Origin of the sequence: Nocardia sp. CC213A (assembly GCF_030766805.1) — a bacterium.
GTDB classification, from domain to species: Bacteria; Actinomycetota; Actinomycetes; order Mycobacteriales; family Mycobacteriaceae; genus Nocardia; species Nocardia otitidiscaviarum.
This window is the reverse complement of sequence record NZ_JASFXA010000017.1, coordinates 87,123-105,785: the sequence shown is the minus strand read 5'-3', so window position 1 is coordinate 105,785 and position 18,663 is coordinate 87,123. Positions and strand designations below refer to the sequence as shown.

General features: G+C 70.1%; 16 protein-coding genes. 12 read left to right on the top strand and 4 right to left on the bottom strand.

From position 1 onward, the window contains the following. Window positions 1-15 precede the first annotated feature (15 nt). The 4 genes from QJS31_RS27265 (at window position 16) to QJS31_RS27250 (ending at window position 6,426) form a co-directional block, all read left to right on the top strand. Window positions 16-1,380, top strand: coding sequence for a folylpolyglutamate synthase/dihydrofolate synthase family protein (locus QJS31_RS27265; RefSeq protein ID WP_282783138.1), 1,365 nt, complete (start codon window positions 16-18; stop codon window positions 1,378-1,380). Between the two features lie 135 nt (window positions 1,381-1,515). Continuing rightward, window positions 1,516-1,857, top strand: coding sequence for a DUF4233 domain-containing protein (locus tag QJS31_RS27260; RefSeq protein WP_282783140.1), 342 nt, complete (start codon window positions 1,516-1,518; stop codon window positions 1,855-1,857). Between the two features lie 48 nt (window positions 1,858-1,905). After that, complete coding sequence (gene ndk / locus QJS31_RS27255; protein WP_282783133.1) at window positions 1,906-2,322, top strand: nucleoside-diphosphate kinase; 417 nt, start codon at window positions 1,906-1,908, stop codon at window positions 2,320-2,322. 591 nt (window positions 2,323-2,913) lie between these two features. After that, window positions 2,914-6,426: a translation initiation factor IF-2 N-terminal domain-containing protein gene (locus QJS31_RS27250; protein WP_372341819.1), complete on the top strand. Its 3,513-nt coding sequence runs from the start codon at window positions 2,914-2,916 to the stop codon at window positions 6,424-6,426. A 189-nt stretch (window positions 6,427-6,615) separates the two neighbouring features. Here QJS31_RS27250 and QJS31_RS27245 read toward each other — a convergent pair whose 3' ends face one another. Beyond that, on the bottom strand, window positions 6,616-7,263 hold the full coding sequence (locus QJS31_RS27245; protein ID WP_306358059.1) for a pentapeptide repeat-containing protein: 648 nt from the start codon (window positions 7,261-7,263) through the stop codon (window positions 6,616-6,618). A gap of 285 nt (window positions 7,264-7,548) precedes the next feature. Here QJS31_RS27245 and rplU point away from each other — a divergent pair, with 285 nt between their 5' ends. From rplU to QJS31_RS27220, 5 genes are all read left to right on the top strand, one after another. After that, window positions 7,549-7,860, top strand: a complete 312-nt coding sequence (rplU, locus tag QJS31_RS27240; RefSeq protein WP_029927107.1) for a 50S ribosomal protein L21 — start codon at window positions 7,549-7,551, stop codon at window positions 7,858-7,860. A 111-nt stretch (window positions 7,861-7,971) separates the two neighbouring features. Continuing rightward, on the top strand, window positions 7,972-8,232 hold the full coding sequence (gene rpmA / locus QJS31_RS27235; RefSeq protein ID WP_029927109.1) for a 50S ribosomal protein L27: 261 nt from the start codon (window positions 7,972-7,974) through the stop codon (window positions 8,230-8,232). A 139-nt stretch (window positions 8,233-8,371) separates the two neighbouring features. Next, window positions 8,372-9,832, top strand: a complete 1,461-nt coding sequence (gene obgE / locus QJS31_RS27230; protein WP_282786056.1) for a GTPase ObgE — start codon at window positions 8,372-8,374, stop codon at window positions 9,830-9,832. Window positions 9,833-9,944: 112 nt separating this feature from the next. Beyond that, entirely contained in the window at window positions 9,945-11,078 is a 1,134-nt protein-coding gene (gene proB, locus QJS31_RS27225) for a glutamate 5-kinase (RefSeq protein ID WP_306358058.1), read from the top strand. A 329-nt stretch (window positions 11,079-11,407) separates the two neighbouring features. Beyond that, window positions 11,408-11,845: a DUF4254 domain-containing protein gene (locus QJS31_RS27220; protein ID WP_306358057.1), complete on the top strand. Its 438-nt coding sequence runs from the start codon at window positions 11,408-11,410 to the stop codon at window positions 11,843-11,845. Window positions 11,846-11,943: 98 nt separating this feature from the next. On the opposite strand, the gene QJS31_RS27215 is transcribed toward QJS31_RS27220, so the two are convergent. Continuing rightward, window positions 11,944-13,041: a methyltransferase gene (locus QJS31_RS27215; RefSeq protein WP_306358056.1), complete on the bottom strand. Its 1,098-nt coding sequence runs from the start codon at window positions 13,039-13,041 to the stop codon at window positions 11,944-11,946. Window positions 13,042-13,211: 170 nt separating this feature from the next. Here QJS31_RS27215 and QJS31_RS27210 point away from each other — a divergent pair, with 170 nt between their 5' ends. After that, window positions 13,212-13,652 carry a hypothetical protein gene (locus tag QJS31_RS27210; protein ID WP_306358055.1) on the top strand — a complete coding sequence of 147 codons (441 nt, stop codon included), beginning with the start codon at window positions 13,212-13,214 and terminating at the stop codon, window positions 13,650-13,652. 84 nt (window positions 13,653-13,736) lie between these two features. On the opposite strand, the gene QJS31_RS27205 is transcribed toward QJS31_RS27210, so the two are convergent. Then, window positions 13,737-15,857, bottom strand: a complete 2,121-nt coding sequence (locus QJS31_RS27205) for an ATP-dependent DNA helicase RecQ (RefSeq protein WP_372341749.1) — start codon at window positions 15,855-15,857, stop codon at window positions 13,737-13,739. A gap of 437 nt (window positions 15,858-16,294) precedes the next feature. On the opposite strand from QJS31_RS27205, the gene QJS31_RS27200 reads away from it, so the two are divergent. Then, complete coding sequence (locus tag QJS31_RS27200; protein ID WP_306358053.1) at window positions 16,295-16,777, top strand: hypothetical protein; 483 nt, start codon at window positions 16,295-16,297, stop codon at window positions 16,775-16,777. Window positions 16,778-16,799: 22 nt separating this feature from the next. Here QJS31_RS27200 and QJS31_RS27195 read toward each other — a convergent pair whose 3' ends face one another. Then, window positions 16,800-18,023: an RtcB family protein gene (locus QJS31_RS27195; RefSeq protein ID WP_306358052.1), complete on the bottom strand. Its 1,224-nt coding sequence runs from the start codon at window positions 18,021-18,023 to the stop codon at window positions 16,800-16,802. Between the two features lie 206 nt (window positions 18,024-18,229). Here QJS31_RS27195 and QJS31_RS27190 point away from each other — a divergent pair, with 206 nt between their 5' ends. Further along, window positions 18,230-18,646 (top strand): DUF4189 domain-containing protein, encoded by a 417-nt coding sequence (locus QJS31_RS27190; protein ID WP_306358051.1) that lies wholly within the window; start codon window positions 18,230-18,232, stop codon window positions 18,644-18,646. The last annotated feature ends 17 nt before the right edge of the window (window positions 18,647-18,663 follow it).

The following is an 18,663-nucleotide window of genomic DNA, read 5'->3' as shown; positions in this document are numbered from 1 at the left end:
GTCGACCTCGCCGAAATGGCCTTGGTCGAAGCCGAACTGGACCAGCGCTGGCCGGAAACCAAGATCGAGCCGTCGCTCGCGCGCATCTCGACGCTCATGGATCTGCTGGGTTCGCCGCAGCAGGGCTACCCGGCCATCCACATCGCCGGGACCAACGGCAAGACGTCGGTCACCCGCTTGATCGACGCCCTGCTCACCGCCCTGCACCGGCGTACCGGGCGGATCACCAGCCCGCACCTGCAACTGGCCACCGAGCGCATCGCCATCGACAATGCGCCCATCACCCCCGGGCGCTATGTCGAGACCTTCCGGGAGATCCAGCCCTACGTCGAGATGATCGACGCGCGGTCCACGGCGGCGGGCGGTCCGGCCATGAGCAAGTTCGAGGTGCTCACCGGCATGGCCTACGCGGCCTTCGCCGAGGCGCCCGTGGACGTGGCCGTGGTCGAGACCGGGATGGGCGGACGCTGGGACGCCACCAATGTGGTCGACGGACAGGTCGCTGTGATCACCCCGATCGGGTTGGACCACACCGAGTATCTGGGTCCGGACCTCACCTCCATCGCGGGGGAGAAGGCCGGGATCATCAAGAAGGCTCCCGACGACGAACTGGTGCCGCGCGACACCGTGGCCGTCATCGCACAGCAGGAGCCCGAGGTCATGGAGGTGCTGCTGCGCCGGGCCGTGGAGGTCGACGCCGCCGTGGCACGCGAGGGCTCGGAGTTCCGGGTGCTGTCGCGGGCGGTGGCCATCGGCGGGCAGATGCTGGAACTCCAGGGTCTGGGCGGGGTGTACGACGAGATCTTCCTGCCGCTGCACGGTGAGCATCAGGCCCGCAATGCCGTGCTGGCACTGGCCGCCGTCGAGGCGTTCTTCGGCGCGGGCGCGCAGAAGCAGCTCGATATCGATGCCGTCCGTGCGGGATTCGCGGCGGCCGCGAGTCCGGGGCGGATGGAGCGCATGCGCAGCGCGCCGACCATCTTCATCGACGCCGCGCACAATCCGGCGGGGGCGCGGGCCTTGGCGGCGACCCTGACCGAGGAATTCGATTTCCGCAAACTGGTCGGCGTGATCGCGGTCCTGGGGGACAAGGACGCCGGTGGCATCCTCGACGCCCTGGAGCCGATCTTCGACACCGTCGTGGTCACCCAGAACGGTTCGCCGCGCGCCCTGCCCGTCGACGATCTGGCCAACCTGGCCGTGCAGCGCTTCGGTGACGAACGCGTCGCGGTCGCCCACGAGCTGGCCGATGCCATCGAAACCGCCATCGCCCTCGCCGAAGAGGGCGAGGATATGGTCTCGGGGGCGGGCATCGTCGTCACCGGTTCGGTCGTCACCGCCGGGGCGGCCCGCTCACTGTTCGGAAAGGACCCCGCGTGAATGGTCATGCTAGGAGGCGGCAGCGTGCGTGATCATGACGAGCCCCGGTCCGGCGGCGACGAGCCCGGCGCGAGCCCATCCGCCGATCCGGTGCCCGCGCCCGCCACCGATCCGTGGAAGGGCTTCCGGGGGGTGATGGCCGGATCGCTGATCCTGGAGGCCATCACCGTGCTGCTGGCGCTGCCGGTGGTGGCGGCGGTCGGCGGCGGGCTGGAGTGGTGGTCCACCGCCTACCTCGTGATCCTGGCCGCGGTGATGGTCGTCGGCTCCGGCTTGCAGCGGCGGCCCTGGGCCATCCCGTTCAATCTGGGCTTGCAGGTCTTCGTGATGGCGGGCACGTTCATCCACCTGTCCATCGGCATCATCGGCATCGTCTTCGCCGCGGTGTGGGTGTTCATCCTGGTGCTGCGCGCGGATGTGAAGAAGCGCATGGAGATGGGCCTGCTCCCGAGCCAGCGCACCGAGCATCAGGGCTGACGTCGCCGGATTCGGGAGTTCGCGCGCTCCCCGGTTACGCTGTGCGCCGTGACTGAGCAGACGTTGGTTCTCATCAAGCCGGACGGCGTGGCCCGTGGCCTGATCGGTGAGATCATCACCCGTATCGAGCGCAAGGGTCTGAAGATCGCCGCGCTGAAGCTTGTGAACGTCTCCGAGGAGCTGGCGGGCGAGCACTACGCCGAGCACAAGGAGAAGCCGTTCTTCGGTTCCCTGATCGAGTTCATCACCTCCGGCCCCGTGGTCGCGGCGATCCTCGAGGGTCCGCGCGCCATCACCGCCTTCCGCCAGGTCGCGGGCGGCACCGACCCGGTCGAGAAGGCCGTCCCCGGCAGCATCCGCGGCGACTACGCCCTGGAAACCCAGTTCAACCTCGTCCACGGCTCCGACTCGCCCGAGTCCGCCAAGCGCGAGATCTCCCTCTGGTTCCCCGAAACCGCCAACTGACACAGCGCCCGTTCGCATCGGCCGCGCCATCGCCCACCCCCCGGTGCCCACCCTCCCGCGCACCGGGGCACCCCCTGCTGCCTGCGTAAACCCCCACCGCCCGAGTAAACCCCGTTGGTTCGCGGCGCGTCTCGGTTCTGGACTGACCGGAGCGGGGGAGCGAAGCGGAGGAGCGGAGGGAGGGAAGAACCGAGACTTCCAGCGCCGCGAACCCGCCGGAGCGGAGCGGAGGCAATCAAACACAGTGTGGGATACTGGGCAGCGGATGTAGCCGACGCCGGTCACTAGCGGCAGGTGGCGGCCACAACCGAGGCACCGCAGCATGACGGACGGTCATCGCTGCCGCCGGCAGCTTCCGAGACTCGGCTGTCGGGCGGCACGCTGGATGAACGCTCGTGCGGTGGTGTTGAGCCAACCAGCCAGGCGCCGCGTGACCAGTTAGCCGAACGACGACAACAACAGGCGAACACCGGACACGCGGGGCGAGACCATACGACCTCGAGCCCACCGGGCACCGAGGCGAACGGACAGTGCCCCCGCGTCGGCCGCGTCACTCCCAGAGGGACGCGCCCGGGGGTCCGAGGAGAATTCGTGGCCGAACAAGAGCCGCAGGACGCATCGCAGGTGAACGGTGAAGGGGAGGCGGGCCGTTCGGGACAGGGACAGTCGGCTACCGCCCCGGCCGCCGAACAGTTGCCGGAACGGATCCGAGTGCACGCACTGGCGAAGTTGCTGGGCACGACCAGCAAACGCATCCTTGCCCACCTGACCGAGATGGGCGCGCAAGCCCGCAGCCCCCAATCCAGCCTGGACCGCACCGTCGCCGAAACCGTGCGTGACGCGTTCGGGCCGCGTGACGTGGCGGTGACCGCCGCGACCGTGCCCGGCGACGCCGCCCCGGGCACCGCCGCCCCGACGTCCGGGACCGTAGCCGCCGAGGCGACCGCGGCCGAGACCAGGGCAGTGGTGGCCGCGGCCGATCAGGCCGCCGCGACCGTCGACGAGGCCATTGCCGCGGGCGACGACCGGGCCGCCGACGAGCTGGCCGCCGAGGAGGTCGAGCAGGCCGAGGCCGCCGAGTCGACCGCCGCGCACAAGCCGACCACCCTGTTCGCCAGTCCGTTCCAGTCCGTGGCACCGGCCGCCGAGGAATCCGTGGTCTTCGAGCCCCCCGCCGTGGTGGCCGCACCGCTGTTCCTGCCGCCGGACGCCACCGCCGCCGAGGAGTTGCGCCGCAAGCGCCGCGTCGAGCGCAAGCCCAAGGAGGAGCCGGTCGAGGAGACCGCGCCCGCCGCCGAGGAGCCCGCGACCGCCGAGGAGCCCGCACCCGCCGAGGACGGCACCGACGAGGGCGACTGGGACGAGAACCGCGACAAGAACGACGGGGCCTCCCGCCGTCGCCGCCGGGGCCGTCGCGGTCGTGGCCGAGGTCGCGGCGAGCAGCAGAACGAGGGCGAGGACAACGCCTCGGAGTCCGAATCGGATACCGACGACGAGGACGAGACGCGGACCGCCGCCGCCGAGGCGTCGGCCGAGGGCGAATCCGGCGAGGATGACGCCGAGGAGTCGGCCGTGCCGGAGGGCGCCAGTTCCCGCCGTCGCCGTCGGCGCCGCCGCCGCAAGGGCGGGGAGGACGGCGACAACGAGCCCGCCGACGACGATCCGCCGAACACCGTCGTGCACGAGCGCGAACCGCGCAACAAGCGGCGCGCCGAGAAGAACGCCGACGAGGTGCAGGGCATCACCGGTTCCACCCGGCTCGAGGCCAAGCGCCAGCGTCGCCGCGACGGCCGCGAGGCCGGTCGCCGTCGCCCGCCGATCCTGACCGAGTCGGAGTTCCTGGCGCGGCGCGAGTCGGTGGACCGCGTGATGGTGGTGCGGGAGAAGCACTTCGCCGAGCACCCGACCTCCACCACCCAGGTGGCGGTGCTCGAGGACAACATCCTGGTCGAGCACTTCGTCACCAGCACCGGGTCGGCCTCCATGGTCGGCAATGTGTACCTGGGCAAGGTGCAGAACGTGCTGCCCTCGATGGAGGCGGCGTTCGTCGACATCGGCCGCGGTCGCAACGGCGTGCTGTACGCGGGTGAGGTGAACTGGGAGGCCGCCGGGCTCGGCGGCAAGGAGCGCAAGATCGAGCAGGCGCTCAGGCCCGGTGACACCGTGCTGGTGCAGGTCTCCAAGGATCCGGTGGGCCACAAGGGCGCCCGCCTGACCACCCAGATCAGCCTGGCCGGTCGCTTCCTGGTGTACGTGCCCGGTGGCACCTCCACCGGTATCTCGCGCAAGCTGCCCGATACCGAGCGCAAGCGGCTCAAGGAGATCCTGCGCGATATCGTGCCGCAGGACGCGGGCGTCATCATTCGCACCGCCTCGGAGGGCGTGAGCGAATCCGAGCTCGCCCGCGACGTGGAGCGGTTGCAGAAGACCTGGCGCACCATCGAGGAGCAGTCCAAGAACGGCTCCGGCGCGCCCAAGACGCTGTACGAGGAGCCCGACCTGCTGGTCAAGGTCGTGCGCGACCTGTTCAACGAGGACTTCTCCAAGCTGGTCATCGAGGGCGAACGCGCCTGGACCACCGTCGAGAACTATGTGCGCACGGTCGCCCCCGACATGCTGAGCCGGGTCGAGCGCCACGACAACAGCGCCGTGGACGTGTTCGGCGCGTTCCGCATCGACGAGCAGCTGGCCAAGGCGCTCGACCGCAAGGTGTGGCTGCCCTCGGGCGGCACCCTGGTGATCGACCGCACCGAGGCCATGACCGTGATCGACGTGAACACCGGTAAGTTCACCGGTTCCGGCGGCTCCAACCTGGAGGAGACGGTCACCCGCAACAATCTGGAGGCGGCCGAGGAGATCGTCCGCCAGATGCGGTTGCGCGATATCGGCGGCATGATCGTCGTCGACTTCATCGACATGGTGCTGGAGTCCAACCGGGATCTGGTGCTGCGCCGCCTCACCGAGGCGCTGGGTCGTGACCGCACCCGCCACCAGGTGTCCGAGGTGACCTCGCTGGGCCTGGTCCAGATGACCCGCAAGAAGCTGGGGACCGGCCTGGTCGAGGCGTTCTCCACCACCTGTGAGCATTGCCACGGGCGCGGCATCCTGGTGCACAACTATCCGGTCGAGTCCGCTCCGGCGGAGGAGGGCGGGGGCCGCCGCGAGGGTCGTCGTCGCCGCAAGGACAAGGGCGAGAAGGCCGCCGCCGCGCCGGAACCGGCCGTGGTGGAGGAGAAGGCCCCGCCGACCGAGGAGAAGGCCGCCGCCAAGCGGGCCCACCCGGTAGCGCTGGCCATGGCCGCCCACCAGGCCGAGGATTCCGCGCACGAGGCCGCCGACGCGGCGTCCGCCGCGGTGGAAGCCATGGATCTGGCGGTGGCGCAGGTCGAGACGACCGGAGTGGACGAGGCGGCCGAGTCCGCCGATGTGACGGTGGTGGAGGCGGCCGACCAAGCGGCCACGGCCGCCGCGCAGGCCGCCGCCGCGGCCGAGGAGGCCGCGGCCACCGCCGCCGAGTTGAAGGCCGCCGAACTGCGGGCCGCCCAGGAGCAGGGCGCTGGAGCCGCCGATGCCGGGGCTGACCGGGAACCGGTCGGGAGAACCCGCGGCGCGAAGGCGCGGACCAATGGCACCGCGGCGGCAGCGGCCGACGCGGTGGTGGCCCCGGCGGCCGAGACGGCCGCCGGAGCGGCCGATCTGCTGGTCACCGAGGCGCAGGCCGCCACCGGGGTGCAGACCGCCGAGCAGGCCGGGACCGGAGCCGCCACGGCGACCGGGCGGGACACCGCCGCAGCGTCCAGGGCGCATCCGGAGCCGAAGATGGCCGTGGCCGAGCCGGAGAAGGTGGTGCCCGCACCGGAGAAGGCGGCGCCCGCCGCGACCACGGACGAGGCTCCGGCCGGTCGCCGTCGTCGCCGGGTGGCGCGCACCGCCGCCGCCCCAGCCACCGACAGCCAGGGCGCGGTGTTCGTGCTCTCCAGTTCGGATCAGCCGACGACCCCGGCCCTGTCGTTCGACGACATGCCGCCGCCGCCGCCCCCGCGCGCCCGGACCCGCCGTCGTGCGGCCGGTCGTCCGGCGGGCGCTCCGGAGGGCGAGAGCTAGCGGTTCGCTCGTAGCGCCCGCATCGTGACCGTGGCCCCGCCGTGCACTCGGCGGGGTCACGGTCGTTCGAGCCGCTGCCCGAGCTGGACGCGGGCGCGCCGTGAACGACAGGACCGTCCGCGTCGCGACCGGTACCCCGTCGCGAACCGTCGGCCGGGCCGGTCGTCGCCGCGCCCGCTCCCGCCGCATTCAGTCGTCGCGCACCGTGATGCCGAAGGTGCGGGCGAAGGCCGGGGCCAGGTCCACGAGTTGCGCGGGCCGGATGGTCGCGCCGCGCAGGGCCTCCAGGCCGTGGGTGATGTCCACGGCGAGCGCGCCGCGCAGATCCACGTCCTTCAGCGTGGCCCGATGCAGGGAGACGCCCTCCAGGATTGATCCGGGGAAGGTGACCTGCGTGAGCTTCGCCTCTCCGAAATCGGGCTGGCGCAGCACGCAGTCGACGAATTGGACCTGCCGCAGGTTCGCATTGCGGAAGTTCACGGCGTCGAGTTTGCAGCCCTCGAACCGCACCCGCCGCAGGCCCGCGCCGACGATCTCCACCCCCGAGAGCGCGGTGTCGATCAGCTCGGCGTCCATCCAATCGGTCTGGCCGAGGTTGGTGCCGATCCACCGGCAGCCGCGCAACCAGACCTCGGAGAATCGGGAGAATCGCAGGACACCGCCCTGGAAGGTCACCCCGGTCAGGGCCGATTCCTCGAACCGCGAGCCGCTGGCCTCCGTGTCGGCGAGCAGCACGCCGTCCAGGTGCACGGTCTCGTAGCCGACGTCGGGTTCCGGTTCGCCGGCGAAGGGCCGGAGGTGGCGGGCATAGGCGAGATCACTCAGCTCACGGGGCACTCCGGCACCATAGACTCGGTCACCGACAGGCGTCGCCGCGAATGTGCTCGACCCCATCGCGACCCGGTTTGGAGGGGTAGGCCCGAGTCCTGTAGTCTTGGACGGTCGCTGCCCGGTGACAGCACTCTGCTGTGGAGCCGTGGCCCGGTTCAATCGAGAGCCACCAGGCGCTGAGGCGGCGGTGATTACCAGACCAGTCTGCGGCGGTTTCCGGTGTCGATCGGAGACAGGCCGTGAGAGCCACAGTGCCCAGTGCACTAGTAGAGGAAGAAGGGCAGCCGACCGATGGCAACGTACGCGATCGTCAAGACCGGCGGAAAGCAGTACAAGGTCGCGGTCGGTGACCTGGTGAAGGTCGAGAAGATCGAGGGTGAGCCGGGCACTTCGGTGTCGCTGTCGCCGGTGCTGGTCGTGAATGGCGCCGAGCTGACCACCGATGCTGACAAGCTGGCGAAGGTTTCCGTGTCCGCCGAGGTCGTCGAACAGACCAAGGGGCCGAAGATCCGCATCCACAAGTTCAAGAACAAGACCGGCTACCACAAGCGTCAGGGCCACCGTCAGAAGCTGACGGTCCTGAAGGTCACCGGCATCAAGTAGTCCGACCAGGGGTTCGCACCCCGGCATGAGCGGTCAGGCCCGAAGGCGGTAGCGTGCGTAACCACGCAGGGCCCCGGTCATGCCGCATCGAAACTGCACGAGGAGTTAGCAATGGCACATAAGAAGGGTGCATCCAGCTCGCGCAACGGTCGCGACTCGAATGCCCAGCGGCTCGGTGTGAAGCGCTTCGGCGGCCAGGTCGTCAAGGCGGGCGAGATCCTGGTCCGTCAGCGCGGCACCCACTTCCACCCCGGCGTGAATGTCGGCCGTGGCGGTGACGACACGCTGTTCGCCCTCGCGGCGGGCTCGGTCGAGTTCGGCACCAAGCGTGGCCGCAAGACCGTCAACATCGTGGAGCCGGTGTCGGCCTGACGCCGTCACGGAGCTTCTCCACAACTTTCCGAAGCGGGTCAGGGTGCGGAAACACCCTGGCCCGTTTTGCTGTTCGCGCTACTGTCCGATCGGCGCTGCCAACGCAGCCGACACGTCCTGAAGGAGGATGATCACCGATATGTCCAAATTCATCGACCGTGTCGTATTGCATGTGCGCGCGGGCAAGGGTGGGCACGGCTGTGCCTCGGTGCACCGCGAGAAGTACAAGCCGCTCGGCGGCCCCGACGGCGGCAATGGCGGCAATGGCGGGGATGTGGTCCTCGAGGTCGATCCGAATGTGCACACCCTGCTGGACTTCCACTTCCACCCGCACGCCAAGGGCGGCAACGGCAAGCCCGGCGAGGGCGGCAACCGCAATGGCAAACAGGGTGAGGAACTGCTGCTGAAGGTGCCATCGGGCACCGTCGTCATGACCGCGGACGGGGGCATCCTGGCCGATCTCGTGGCCGACGGTGAGCGCTTCATCGCCGCCAAGGGTGGCCGTGGCGGCCTCGGCAATGCCGCGCTGGTGTCGAAGGCGCGCAAGGCGCCCGGTTTCGCGCTGCTCGGTGAGGCGGGGCAGGAGCGCGATCTGGTCCTCGAACTCAAGTCGGTGGCGGATGTGGGGCTGGTGGGTTTCCCGTCGGCCGGCAAGTCCTCGCTGGTGTCGGTGCTCTCGGCGGCCAAGCCGAAGATCGCGGACTACCCGTTCACCACGCTGGTGCCGAATCTCGGGGTCGTGCAGTCCGGTGACACCACCTTCACCGTCGCCGATGTGCCGGGACTGATTCCGGGGGCCAGCGCGGGCCGCGGTCTGGGCCTGGACTTCCTGCGGCATCTGGAGCGTTGCGCGGTGCTTGCCCACGTGGTCGACTGCGCCACCATGGAGCCGGGCCGGGATCCGGTCTCCGATGTGGACGCGCTCGAGGCCGAGCTGGCCTCCTACAAGCCCGCGTTGCAGGCCGATACCGGACTGGGGGATCTGGCGGACCGGCCGCGCGTGGTCATTCTCAACAAGGCCGATATTCCCGATGCCGACGAGCTGGCCGATTTCGTGCTTCCGGAGTTCGCCAAGCGGGGTTGGCCGGTGTTCAAGATTTCCGCCGTCAGCCGGGAAGGTTTGCGGCCCTTGACCTTCGCGCTCGCCGATATGGTCTCCGAGTATCGGGAGGCGCATCCCAAGGCCGAACCGAAGCGTCCGGTCATCCGCCCGGTCGCCAAGGGCGACAGCGGATTCCGCGTGACGCACGATCCGGAGACCGAGGGCGGGTTCATCGTCTACGGCGAGCGCCCGGAGCGCTGGGTGGCGCAGACCCAGTTCGACAACGACGAGGCCGTGGGCTACCTGGCCGACCGCCTGGCTCGCCTCGGTGTCGAGGAGGAGCTGGTGAGGCTGGGTGCGCAGCCGGGCGCGCCGGTCACCATCGGTGATGTGTGCTTCGACTGGGAGCCGCAGATCTCCGCGGGTGTGGAGGTCATGATGACGCGGCGCGGCGTGGATCCGCGCCTGGACCAGACCGAGCGCATCAGCGCCGCCGAGCGCAAGCACGCGTCGCGGGTGCGCCGTGGTCTGGTGGACGAGGACGACTACGAGGAATGACGTGCCGCGGTGGTTCGCTCCCGCATCGTGGCGTGGGCGGCGGCGCGGTGTTCGACAGTGACCGCGGCGGCGGTGCAGCGGGTGTACCGCGGGCGAATTGAGGTGTGGTGCAGTGAGTTCGAGTATCACGCGGGTGGAGACCGAGCGCAGTGACGCCCGGCAGGCCATCGCGTCGGCGCGCAGTGTCGTCGTGAAGATCGGTTCCTCCGCGCTGACCAGCCTGGAGGGCGGCCTCGACAACGATCGGCTGGACAAGCTGGCCGATGCGGTGGAGACGCGGATGCGGGCCGGATCGGATGTGGTGGTGGTGTCCTCCGGTGCGATCGGCGCTGGCATCGCACCGCTGGGATTGTCCAGTCGCCCCAAGGATCTGGCGACCAAGCAGGCGGCGGCGAGCGTGGGGCAGCTGGCGCTGGCGCACGCCTGGGGCACCTCGTTCGCGCGCTACGGCCGCGTGGTCGGACAGGTGCTGCTCAGCGCGGACGATTTCGCGCGGCGGGAATCGCATCGCAACGCGCAACGCACTCTCGATCGGCTGCGTGGCCTGCACGCCATCGCGGTGGTGAACGAGAACGACACCGTCGCAACCGAAGAGATCCGGTTCGGCGACAACGACCGGCTGGCGGCGCTGGTGGCGCACCTGGTGGGTGCGGACGCGCTGGTGTTGCTCTCCGATGTGGACGGCCTCTACGACGGCGACCCGCGCAAGGGCGGCGCGAATTTCATTCCGGAGGTGCGCGGCAGCGCGGATCTGGACGGGGTGATCGCGGGCAGCGGCGGCGCGCTCGGCACGGGCGGTATGGCGTCCAAGCTGTCCGCGGCGCGCTTGGCCGCCGATGCCGGTGTACCGGTGCTGCTCGCCGCCGCCTCCGATGCCGCCGCCGCCCTGTCCGGGGCGACGGTCGGCACCGCCTTCGCCGCTCGGCCGGTCCGCCTGTCGGCGCGCAAGTTCTGGGTCCGCCACGCCGCGGACAGCCGGGGTGCGGTGCACCTCGACGCGGGCGCGGTGCGGGCCGTGGCCGAGCGCCGCAGCTCCCTGCTCGCCGCGGGTATCACCGAGGTGCGCGGCCGCTTCTACGGCGGCGACGTGATCAGCCTGGTAGCACCCGACGGCCAGGTGGTCGCCCGCGGCATCGTCTCCTACGACAGTGACGAACTGGAGACCATGAAGGGCCGCTCCACCACAGACCTACCGGAAGGTATGCAACGCCCCGTCGTGCACGCCGACGACCTCGTCAAGGTGTGAGCGCGGCCGTCGTGCCCAAGCCGCCACCGGCGTAAGGGGATTCGGCGGAGAGGCCGGAACCGGCCGGCAGCACCGTCGGCCCGGCGGCACGCCGCGAGTTCCCGGTATGGCTGGCGTGTCCCGAGTTGAGGGGCGACGGAAGGCCACCGGAAGGGCAGTGGGCGGACGGGCGGTACGGCGCATGCTGGAGAGGCACCCGGCGCCGTATCGCATGTGCCCTTCGCCGATAGCGGTCCCGGATCCGGCGCGGTCCGCCCTTGCCGCGCCGGGCTCGCGGTTCGGTGACCGCCCGCGGCGCCGGGTGCGCCCGCACCGCCGTGGAGGTAGGTATGTACGTACTGCCCGACTGGCATGAACTGCTGGCCGCGTTCTGCGGCCATATCGGCGATCAGCCGGAGGATCATCCCGTGACCCGCTGGGCTCGGTTGCTGGCCGAATCGCATCTGGCGCGGCGGGATCGGCCGGAGTGCGCCATCGAGATCGACCGTCGGCGGGCCCACATGGTCGAGTGCATCGACGATTACGTGCTGCGCCGGGCGCGCCGCGCCGATTCGGCCGCGGCGCACGGCGAATCGCTCGGCAGCGTGGTGGATGCCATGGCCGCCGCCCATGTGCGCGCGGTGCATCTGCTGCGCACCGTCGACGCGGTCTCCGATGAGCGGGTGCACGCGGCGTGGTTCCTGTTGGCCTCCATGGCGGACGGGTGGACCGACCGGGTGGCGCAGGTGACCGGAATGGTCGGCGAACCGGTGCGCCGGTCGGCCTGAGATGTGCCGGCCCCGGGGCCAGACACCCGGGGTGCGGTGGTCGTGGTCGCGCGCAGGGGGCGCGGCCGCGACCACCTCGGCCGCCGTCCACGCCGTGGCTATCCGGTCGGGCGGGCTTCGAGAACACTGTCGGGAGCGGCGGTGTCGACGGTGCGGACGAGGGTGAAACCGCTGCGGGACAAAAGGTCTCGGAACTGCTCGGCGGTGCGTTCCCGGCCGCCGGAGTTGACCAGCATCTCCAGGTCGATGAACTTGCCCGCGTGCGGGCGGTGGTGTTCGGGCAGCAGGATCTCGATGACGAGGAGGGTGGCGTCGGGCGCCATCGCCGCGCGCACGGTGCGCAGCAGCCGCTCGGCGTCGGCGTCGGGCCAGTCGTGCAGGATGTGTTCGAGCAGGTAGGCGTCGCCGCCCTCGGGCACCGATTCGAAGAAGGATCCGGAGCGCAGCGTAAGCCGTTGGGTCAGTGAAAGTTCCGTGATCTCGTCGGGCGGCTCCGCCAGCACTCGAGGCAGATCGAAGAGTATGCCGCGCGCGTCCCGGTGGCGGCGCAGGATCGCGGCGAGCAGGGCTCCGCGTCCGCCACCGATATCGACCACCGTCCCGAACCGGCCGAAATCGTATGCGGCGAGCAGCGGTTCGATGGCGAGGGTGTTCACGCTGGCCATGGCACGGTCGAACAGTTCACCGAGTTCCCGGTGTTCGGCGGCGTATTCGAAGAATCCCGCCCCGTCCAGCGCGGGCCCGACCGGTTTTCCGGTCCGCACCGCATCGGCCAGATGCGTCCAGTGGCGGCGGTGATACTCGGACCCGAAGAACAGCGACAGATCCCGCAGCGTGACCGCACCGTCCGACCGCAGCGCCCGCGACATCCCGTTCAGCGCGTACGCCCCGTCGCGCCGCCGCGTGAACACATCGAAGCTGACGAGCAGCCGCAGCAGCCGCTCCAAGGCATCCGCGTCGGCCCCCACCGTGCGCGCCAGCTCCTCCACCCGTTTCGGCCCGTCCGCCAACGCGTCCGCGATCCTGAGCTGTGCCGCCGCCTGAATCGCCGGTGCCAGAAACCCGGTCATCTGCAATTCGAGCAGTGCGATATGCCCCGGCACCAGATGCCGATGCAGCGCCGCGAGCCCATCGCGCACCCGCCCCACCGCGCGCACCAGCGGTGGCGGAGGCAGTTTCATCGATCCGAATGCCACGGCGGCTCCATCACTGATCGGCGCTGCTCGGACTCGTCGAGCCTACGCCGCCTCGACCACTGGGGCGCGGTCACTTTCGATCCGGGCGTGGCGGGACGGCAGTCGCACGGTCGGGGTTACCGGCTGCTTCGATCGGGTCGAATCACCGACCGGAAGGAACAATCGTCGCCATGCGCCGAACCACCGTGATAATTCTCGCAGTCACGATCAGCGTCGGCGCGCTGAGCGGCTGCAGCCGCACTTCCTCGGAGACGAGTGCTCCCAGCGGCGCCGGGACCTCGACGACAGCCGTGGCCTCCGGTGCGAGCACAGCCGAATACTGTGAGGCGGTGGAGGAACTGGGTGATTTGGCGGTAGCCTCGACGTCGGCGGAACTCATCGCCAAGGCGCGTCGAATCGCCGAAGTCGCCCCGGCCGATATCCGCGCCGATTGGGTGGCGTTCGCCGACGCCAGTGCAGCCGGGCTCGATCTGTCGGAAATCGATTTCTCGAACCCCGACACCGCCATCGAGGAATTGCAGGGCAAAACGGTGGAGGCTCAGCAGAACGCCACGAAGCTGACCAATGCTTCCACCAATATCGGCAAGCACATCACACGAACCTGCAAGTAGCCCGGCCCGGTGGCGTGGGGTGTCCGCCCCCAGGCGCCCACGCACACGTAGCGGGGCCGGTGTGCGCATCGGCCTCCGACGGGTTCAGGAGGGGGTGGCCAGGGCGAACGGCAGCACCGCGTCGGCTCCGGCGGCGCGCAGCGCGCGTGCGGCCATGGTGAACGTCCAGCCGGTGTCGGTGAGGGTGTCGACCAGCAGGATCGGGCCGTCCACCGAGGTGAGATCCGGTGTCTCCCAGGCATTGTGGAGGGCGGCCACGCGGTGGGCGGAGTTGACGGCCGAGACCGGGGGCAGGTCCGGGCGCAGGTGCAGGACGCCGAGGTCGCGCAGGCGGCCGATCTCGGCGAGCCGGGCGGCCAGGGAGGCGGCGAGAATCGGGTGGGTGGGTGATTCCAGGGCCATGACGGCGGTGGGGCGCCGCGCCCAATCCCATTCGCGCAGTACCACCGTGCAGGCGCGGAAGACCTCGTCCGGCACCGGGCCGTCCGGTGCGTCGAGCAGGGCGCGCAGCCGCTGGCCCCAGCCGAGATCGCTCAGGCGGCCCAGCACGCGGCCGGTCTCGGCGCCGTCGGAGATCTTGCCGGACAGGGAGATTTCGAGCTTGGCCATACCCGTCGGCCACTGCTTGCGCGGGGCCAGATCGATACCCGGCCGGTCCAGACGGGCTCGGATCTCGGCGACCTGGGCGGTATCCACGCCGGTATCCGGGCGGGTGCCCGTGCAGTTGTCGCAGCGGCCGCAGCCGGGGGACTCGGGGGTGAGGCCCGGGTCGTCCAGTTGCCGCCGCAGGAAATTCATCCGGCATTCGGCGGTGGCCTGGTAGTCGATCATGGCCTGCTGTTCGGCGTCGCGGGCGGCGGCGAGCCGTTCATAGCGCTCGGTGTCGTAGGCCCAGGGCTCGCCGGTGGCGATCCACCCGCCGCGCACCCGCTTGACCGCGCCGTCCACGTCCAAGACCTTGAGCACCATCTCCAGGCGGGAGCGATTGAGTTCGACCAGCGGTTCCAGCGCGGCGGTGGACAGCGGCCGATCCCGGTCCAGACTGTCCAGCACCGAGTGCACGATATGTTCCCGAGGGAAGGCGACCGAGGCGAAGTAGCTCCAGATGCGCCGGTCCTCGGGTCCGGGCAGCAGCACCACCTCGGCGCGCTCGGTACCGCGCCCCGCACGACCCACCTGCTGGTAGTAGGAGATGGGGGAGGAGGGCGCGCCGACGTGCACCACGAATCCGAGATCGGGTTTGTCGAAGCCCATCCCCAGCGCCGAGGTGGCGATGAGCGCCTTGACCTCGTTGTTCAACAGCGCGATCTCGAGGGCTTCGCGCTCGGTGGGTTCGGTCTGGCCGGTGTAGGCGGCGACCTGGTGGCCGTGCGAGCTCAGCACGTCGGCGAGGTCGTGCGCGGCGGCCACGGTCAGCGTGTAGACGATCCCGGAGCCGGGCAGTGCGCGCAGGTGCTGGCTGAGCCAGGCGGTGCGCTCGACCGCGTCGGCGATGCCCACCACCGACAGCCGCAGCGATTCGCGATCGAGGCTGCCGCGCAGCACCAGCGTATCGGTGCCGATCTGGGTGGCCACGTCGGTGACCACGCGATCGTTGGCGGTCGCGGTGGTGGCCAGCACCGGCACATCGGAGCCGAGGTCGGCGATGAGGGTGCGGATACGCCGGTAGTCCGGCCGGAAGTCGTGGCCCCAATCGGAGACGCAGTGCGCCTCGTCGACGACCACCAGTCCGGCGTCGGCGGCCAGCTTCGGCAGTACCGCGTCGCGGAAGTCGGGATTGTTCAGCCGTTCCGGGCTCACCAGCAGCACGTCCACGTCGCCCGCGGCCACCCGGGCGTGGATCTCGTCCCATTCGGTGACATTGCCGGAGTTGATGGTGGCCGCCACCACGCCCGCGCGCTCGGCGGCCGCGACCTGGTTGCGCATGAGCGCCAGCAGCGGCGACACGATCACCGTCGGGCCGCGTCCCGCCGCCCGCAGCAGCTTGGCCGCGATGAAGTACACCGCCGACTTGCCCCAGCCGGTGCGCTGCACCACCAGCGCCCGCTGCCGTCGCACCACCAGCGCCTCGATGGCGGTCCACTGATCCTCCCGCAGCCGCGCCGACGGCCCGGCGAGTTCGCGCAGCAGCCGTTCGGCGTCGTCCCGCAGCGCCGCACTGGTCTCGGTCGGAGGGGTCGCGTTGGTCGGGGTCACGCGCTCCATGGTGCCTCACGTCGCCGACAACCGACCGCGAGCGGGGGCTTCCCGCACCCCTTCCCCCGCTCGCGCACCGCTTCCAGGCGTTTCGGCCGATAGTGCGGCGAGCCCCGATCCGATCGCCGTAGTAATTTCGCCGGGTACCGCGCCCGCTGCCGCTGGATCGCACGGCGCCAGCCCGGGCCCCTCCGATTCCCACCGGGTCGGCGGTGCGGCATGCGGGTCCGACCCCCCATGTCGCCGCGAGGGCGGGAGTCACCGCACGCGGTGGTCCGGTGTGGGCACAGCGATATCTCGGATGTCTCGAACGTGCGATCCGGTGTACCGAATGACAGGCGAACTTGATTGCGGTGCGGTCAAGATCGGGCGGGGCGGGGCTCGGTGCCGGACAATGGGGGGACCGGGGACCGGCGGGCGCGTCCCGGGGGCGGATGGGAGGCGTCATGGGTCAGCAATTTCCGTCGCCTGCGGGTTGGAGCCCGCCGGGCACACAGTTCACCAGTGGTTCCGCGACGTCGCGCTCGATCACCGGGGTGGTGGCGGGACTGGTGATGACGCCGATCGGAATCGCCTTGGCGGCCAATGGCGGGCTGGATATCCGCTACTGGGTGATCGTCGGCGCGGTGACCGACCGGTTCACCGCGTCGGTGCAGATCATCGTGGGCTCGTTGCTGCTCATGCTGGTGGCGGTGCTGGCCGCCTACTCACCGCTGGGCACCATGGTGGCGAGCCTGGTGTGGGGCGTGTTCCCGGGCGTGCTGCACCTGCTGTTCCCCGACGACACCTTCCGGCTGATCGGGGAAATGCCGCTCATCTCCAGTGAGATGACGGTGGCGCTGCACGCCTGGGTCACCTACGGTTTCGCGCTCATCTCGGGGTTCATGCTGCTGGGCGCGGGCATCGTGGGCGCACTGCTGCGCCGCTGAGCCCGCGCCCGCACTGCACAGCTCAGCCCTTCACACACAGCACCTGGCGCAGCGTCGCCACGACGTCGACCAGTTCGCGCTGGGCGTCGATGACCTGGTCGATGTCCTTGTACGCCGCGGGGATCTCATCGATCACTCCGGCGTCCTTGCGCGACTCCACGCCCTCGGTCTGCGCGATCAGATCGGCCACCGTGAACTGCTTCTTGGCGGCATTGCGGCTCATCCGGCGGCCCGCACCGTGTGACGCGGACTGGAACGAGGCCGGATTTCCCTTGCCCCGCACCACATACGACCGCGTACCCATGGATCCGGGAATCAGCGCCAGATCGCCCGCGCCCGCCCGCACGGCGCCCTTCCGCGTCACCAGCATGGGCACCCCGTCGACGATCTCCTCCGCCACATAATTGTGATGGCAGGAGATCGGCTCGTCGAAACGCACGTCGGCCCCGGTGAATTCATCCCGCACGGCCTTGCACACCAGCGCCAGCATCACGGCCCGATTGCGCGCCGCGTATTCCTGCGCCCAGGTCAGATCCCGCCGGTACGCCGCCATTTCCGGGGTCCCGGAGAGGAATACCGCCAGATCCCGATCCGGCAGATCCTGATTGTGCGGAAGTGCCCGCGCGATGGCCATATGCCGCTCGGCGAGTTCCTTGCCGATATTCCGGCTCCCGGAATGCAGCAGAATCCACACATTCTGCTCGGTATCCAGGCAGACTTCGACGAAGTGGTTGCCGCCGCCGAGTGATCCCATCTGCTTGTGCGCCTTGGATTCCAGGGAACGGACTCCGGAATGCAGTCCATCGAAGGACTTCCAGAAGCGCTCCCAACCGGAACGCAACGTGGTGCCCGCCGCACGCTGGCCGTGGATCTCCGCCTCGAGTCGCCGCACATTCACCGGCTCCCGATGCGCGGTGAATCCGACCGGTACCGCCGCCTCGATGCGGGACCGCAGCGACAGCAGATCATCGGGCAGCCGCGCGGCCGTCAGCGAGGTGCGTACGGCCTCCATGCCACAGCCGATATCGACGCCGACCGCGGCGGGCGCGACCGCGTCCCGCATGGCGATGACGGATCCGACCGTGGCCCCCTTGCCGAGGTGCACATCGGGCATGACGCGCACGCCGTGCACCCATTCCAGTTGCGCGATGGTGCGCAGCTGCCGCAAGGCGGCGGGGTCGACTTCGTGCTCGTGCGCCCACATGAGCGTCTGCGCGCGCGTTCCGCGCAGCTCGACGGGAAACATCGTTCGGTCCTTCCTCTTTTTCGAACAGGTCCACCGTAAGGACCGAGTGGGCGTGCGCGCATCCGAATATCGGGCCGGGTGACGGCGTCGCGTCGTGCCGGTCTGCCGTCGCGACGGCGCTTTTCGGCGGCCGAATGCTTTCCGGGTGTCGCCGGACTCGTCTAGCATCGCCTCGTTCGATCGCTTCTGAAATAGTGGAGATTCTCTTGTCGCTCGCTCGTAGTGCCGCAGTCACCGCCGCCTCCGTCGCCGTCTGCGCGCTGGGTTTCGCCGCGCCCGCGCAGGCCGCGGGACAGCACGGCACCATCGCGATTTCCCGGCTGAACAATGTGGTGGTCGCCGCCACCGACACCTCCAGCCGAGTCGTCGCCGACGCCGCCGCCATCAGGGACTGCAATGTGTACGACTGCGAAATCGTGCTGCGCTTCAGTGACGGATGCGGTGCGGTAGCCCGGGGCGCGGACGGGGTGTACGGGTGGGCGGCCGCGCCGACGCGCGCCGAGGCGGAGGCGGCCGCCGTGGGCGGATTGGGAGAATCGCATCCGCCATTCCCCGATCTCGGCAGCGCCTCCCCGCGACCCGCCCAGATCGTGCTTTCCGCCTGTACGGCAAACGCGTCCTAGCGGGCGAATCGGCGTAG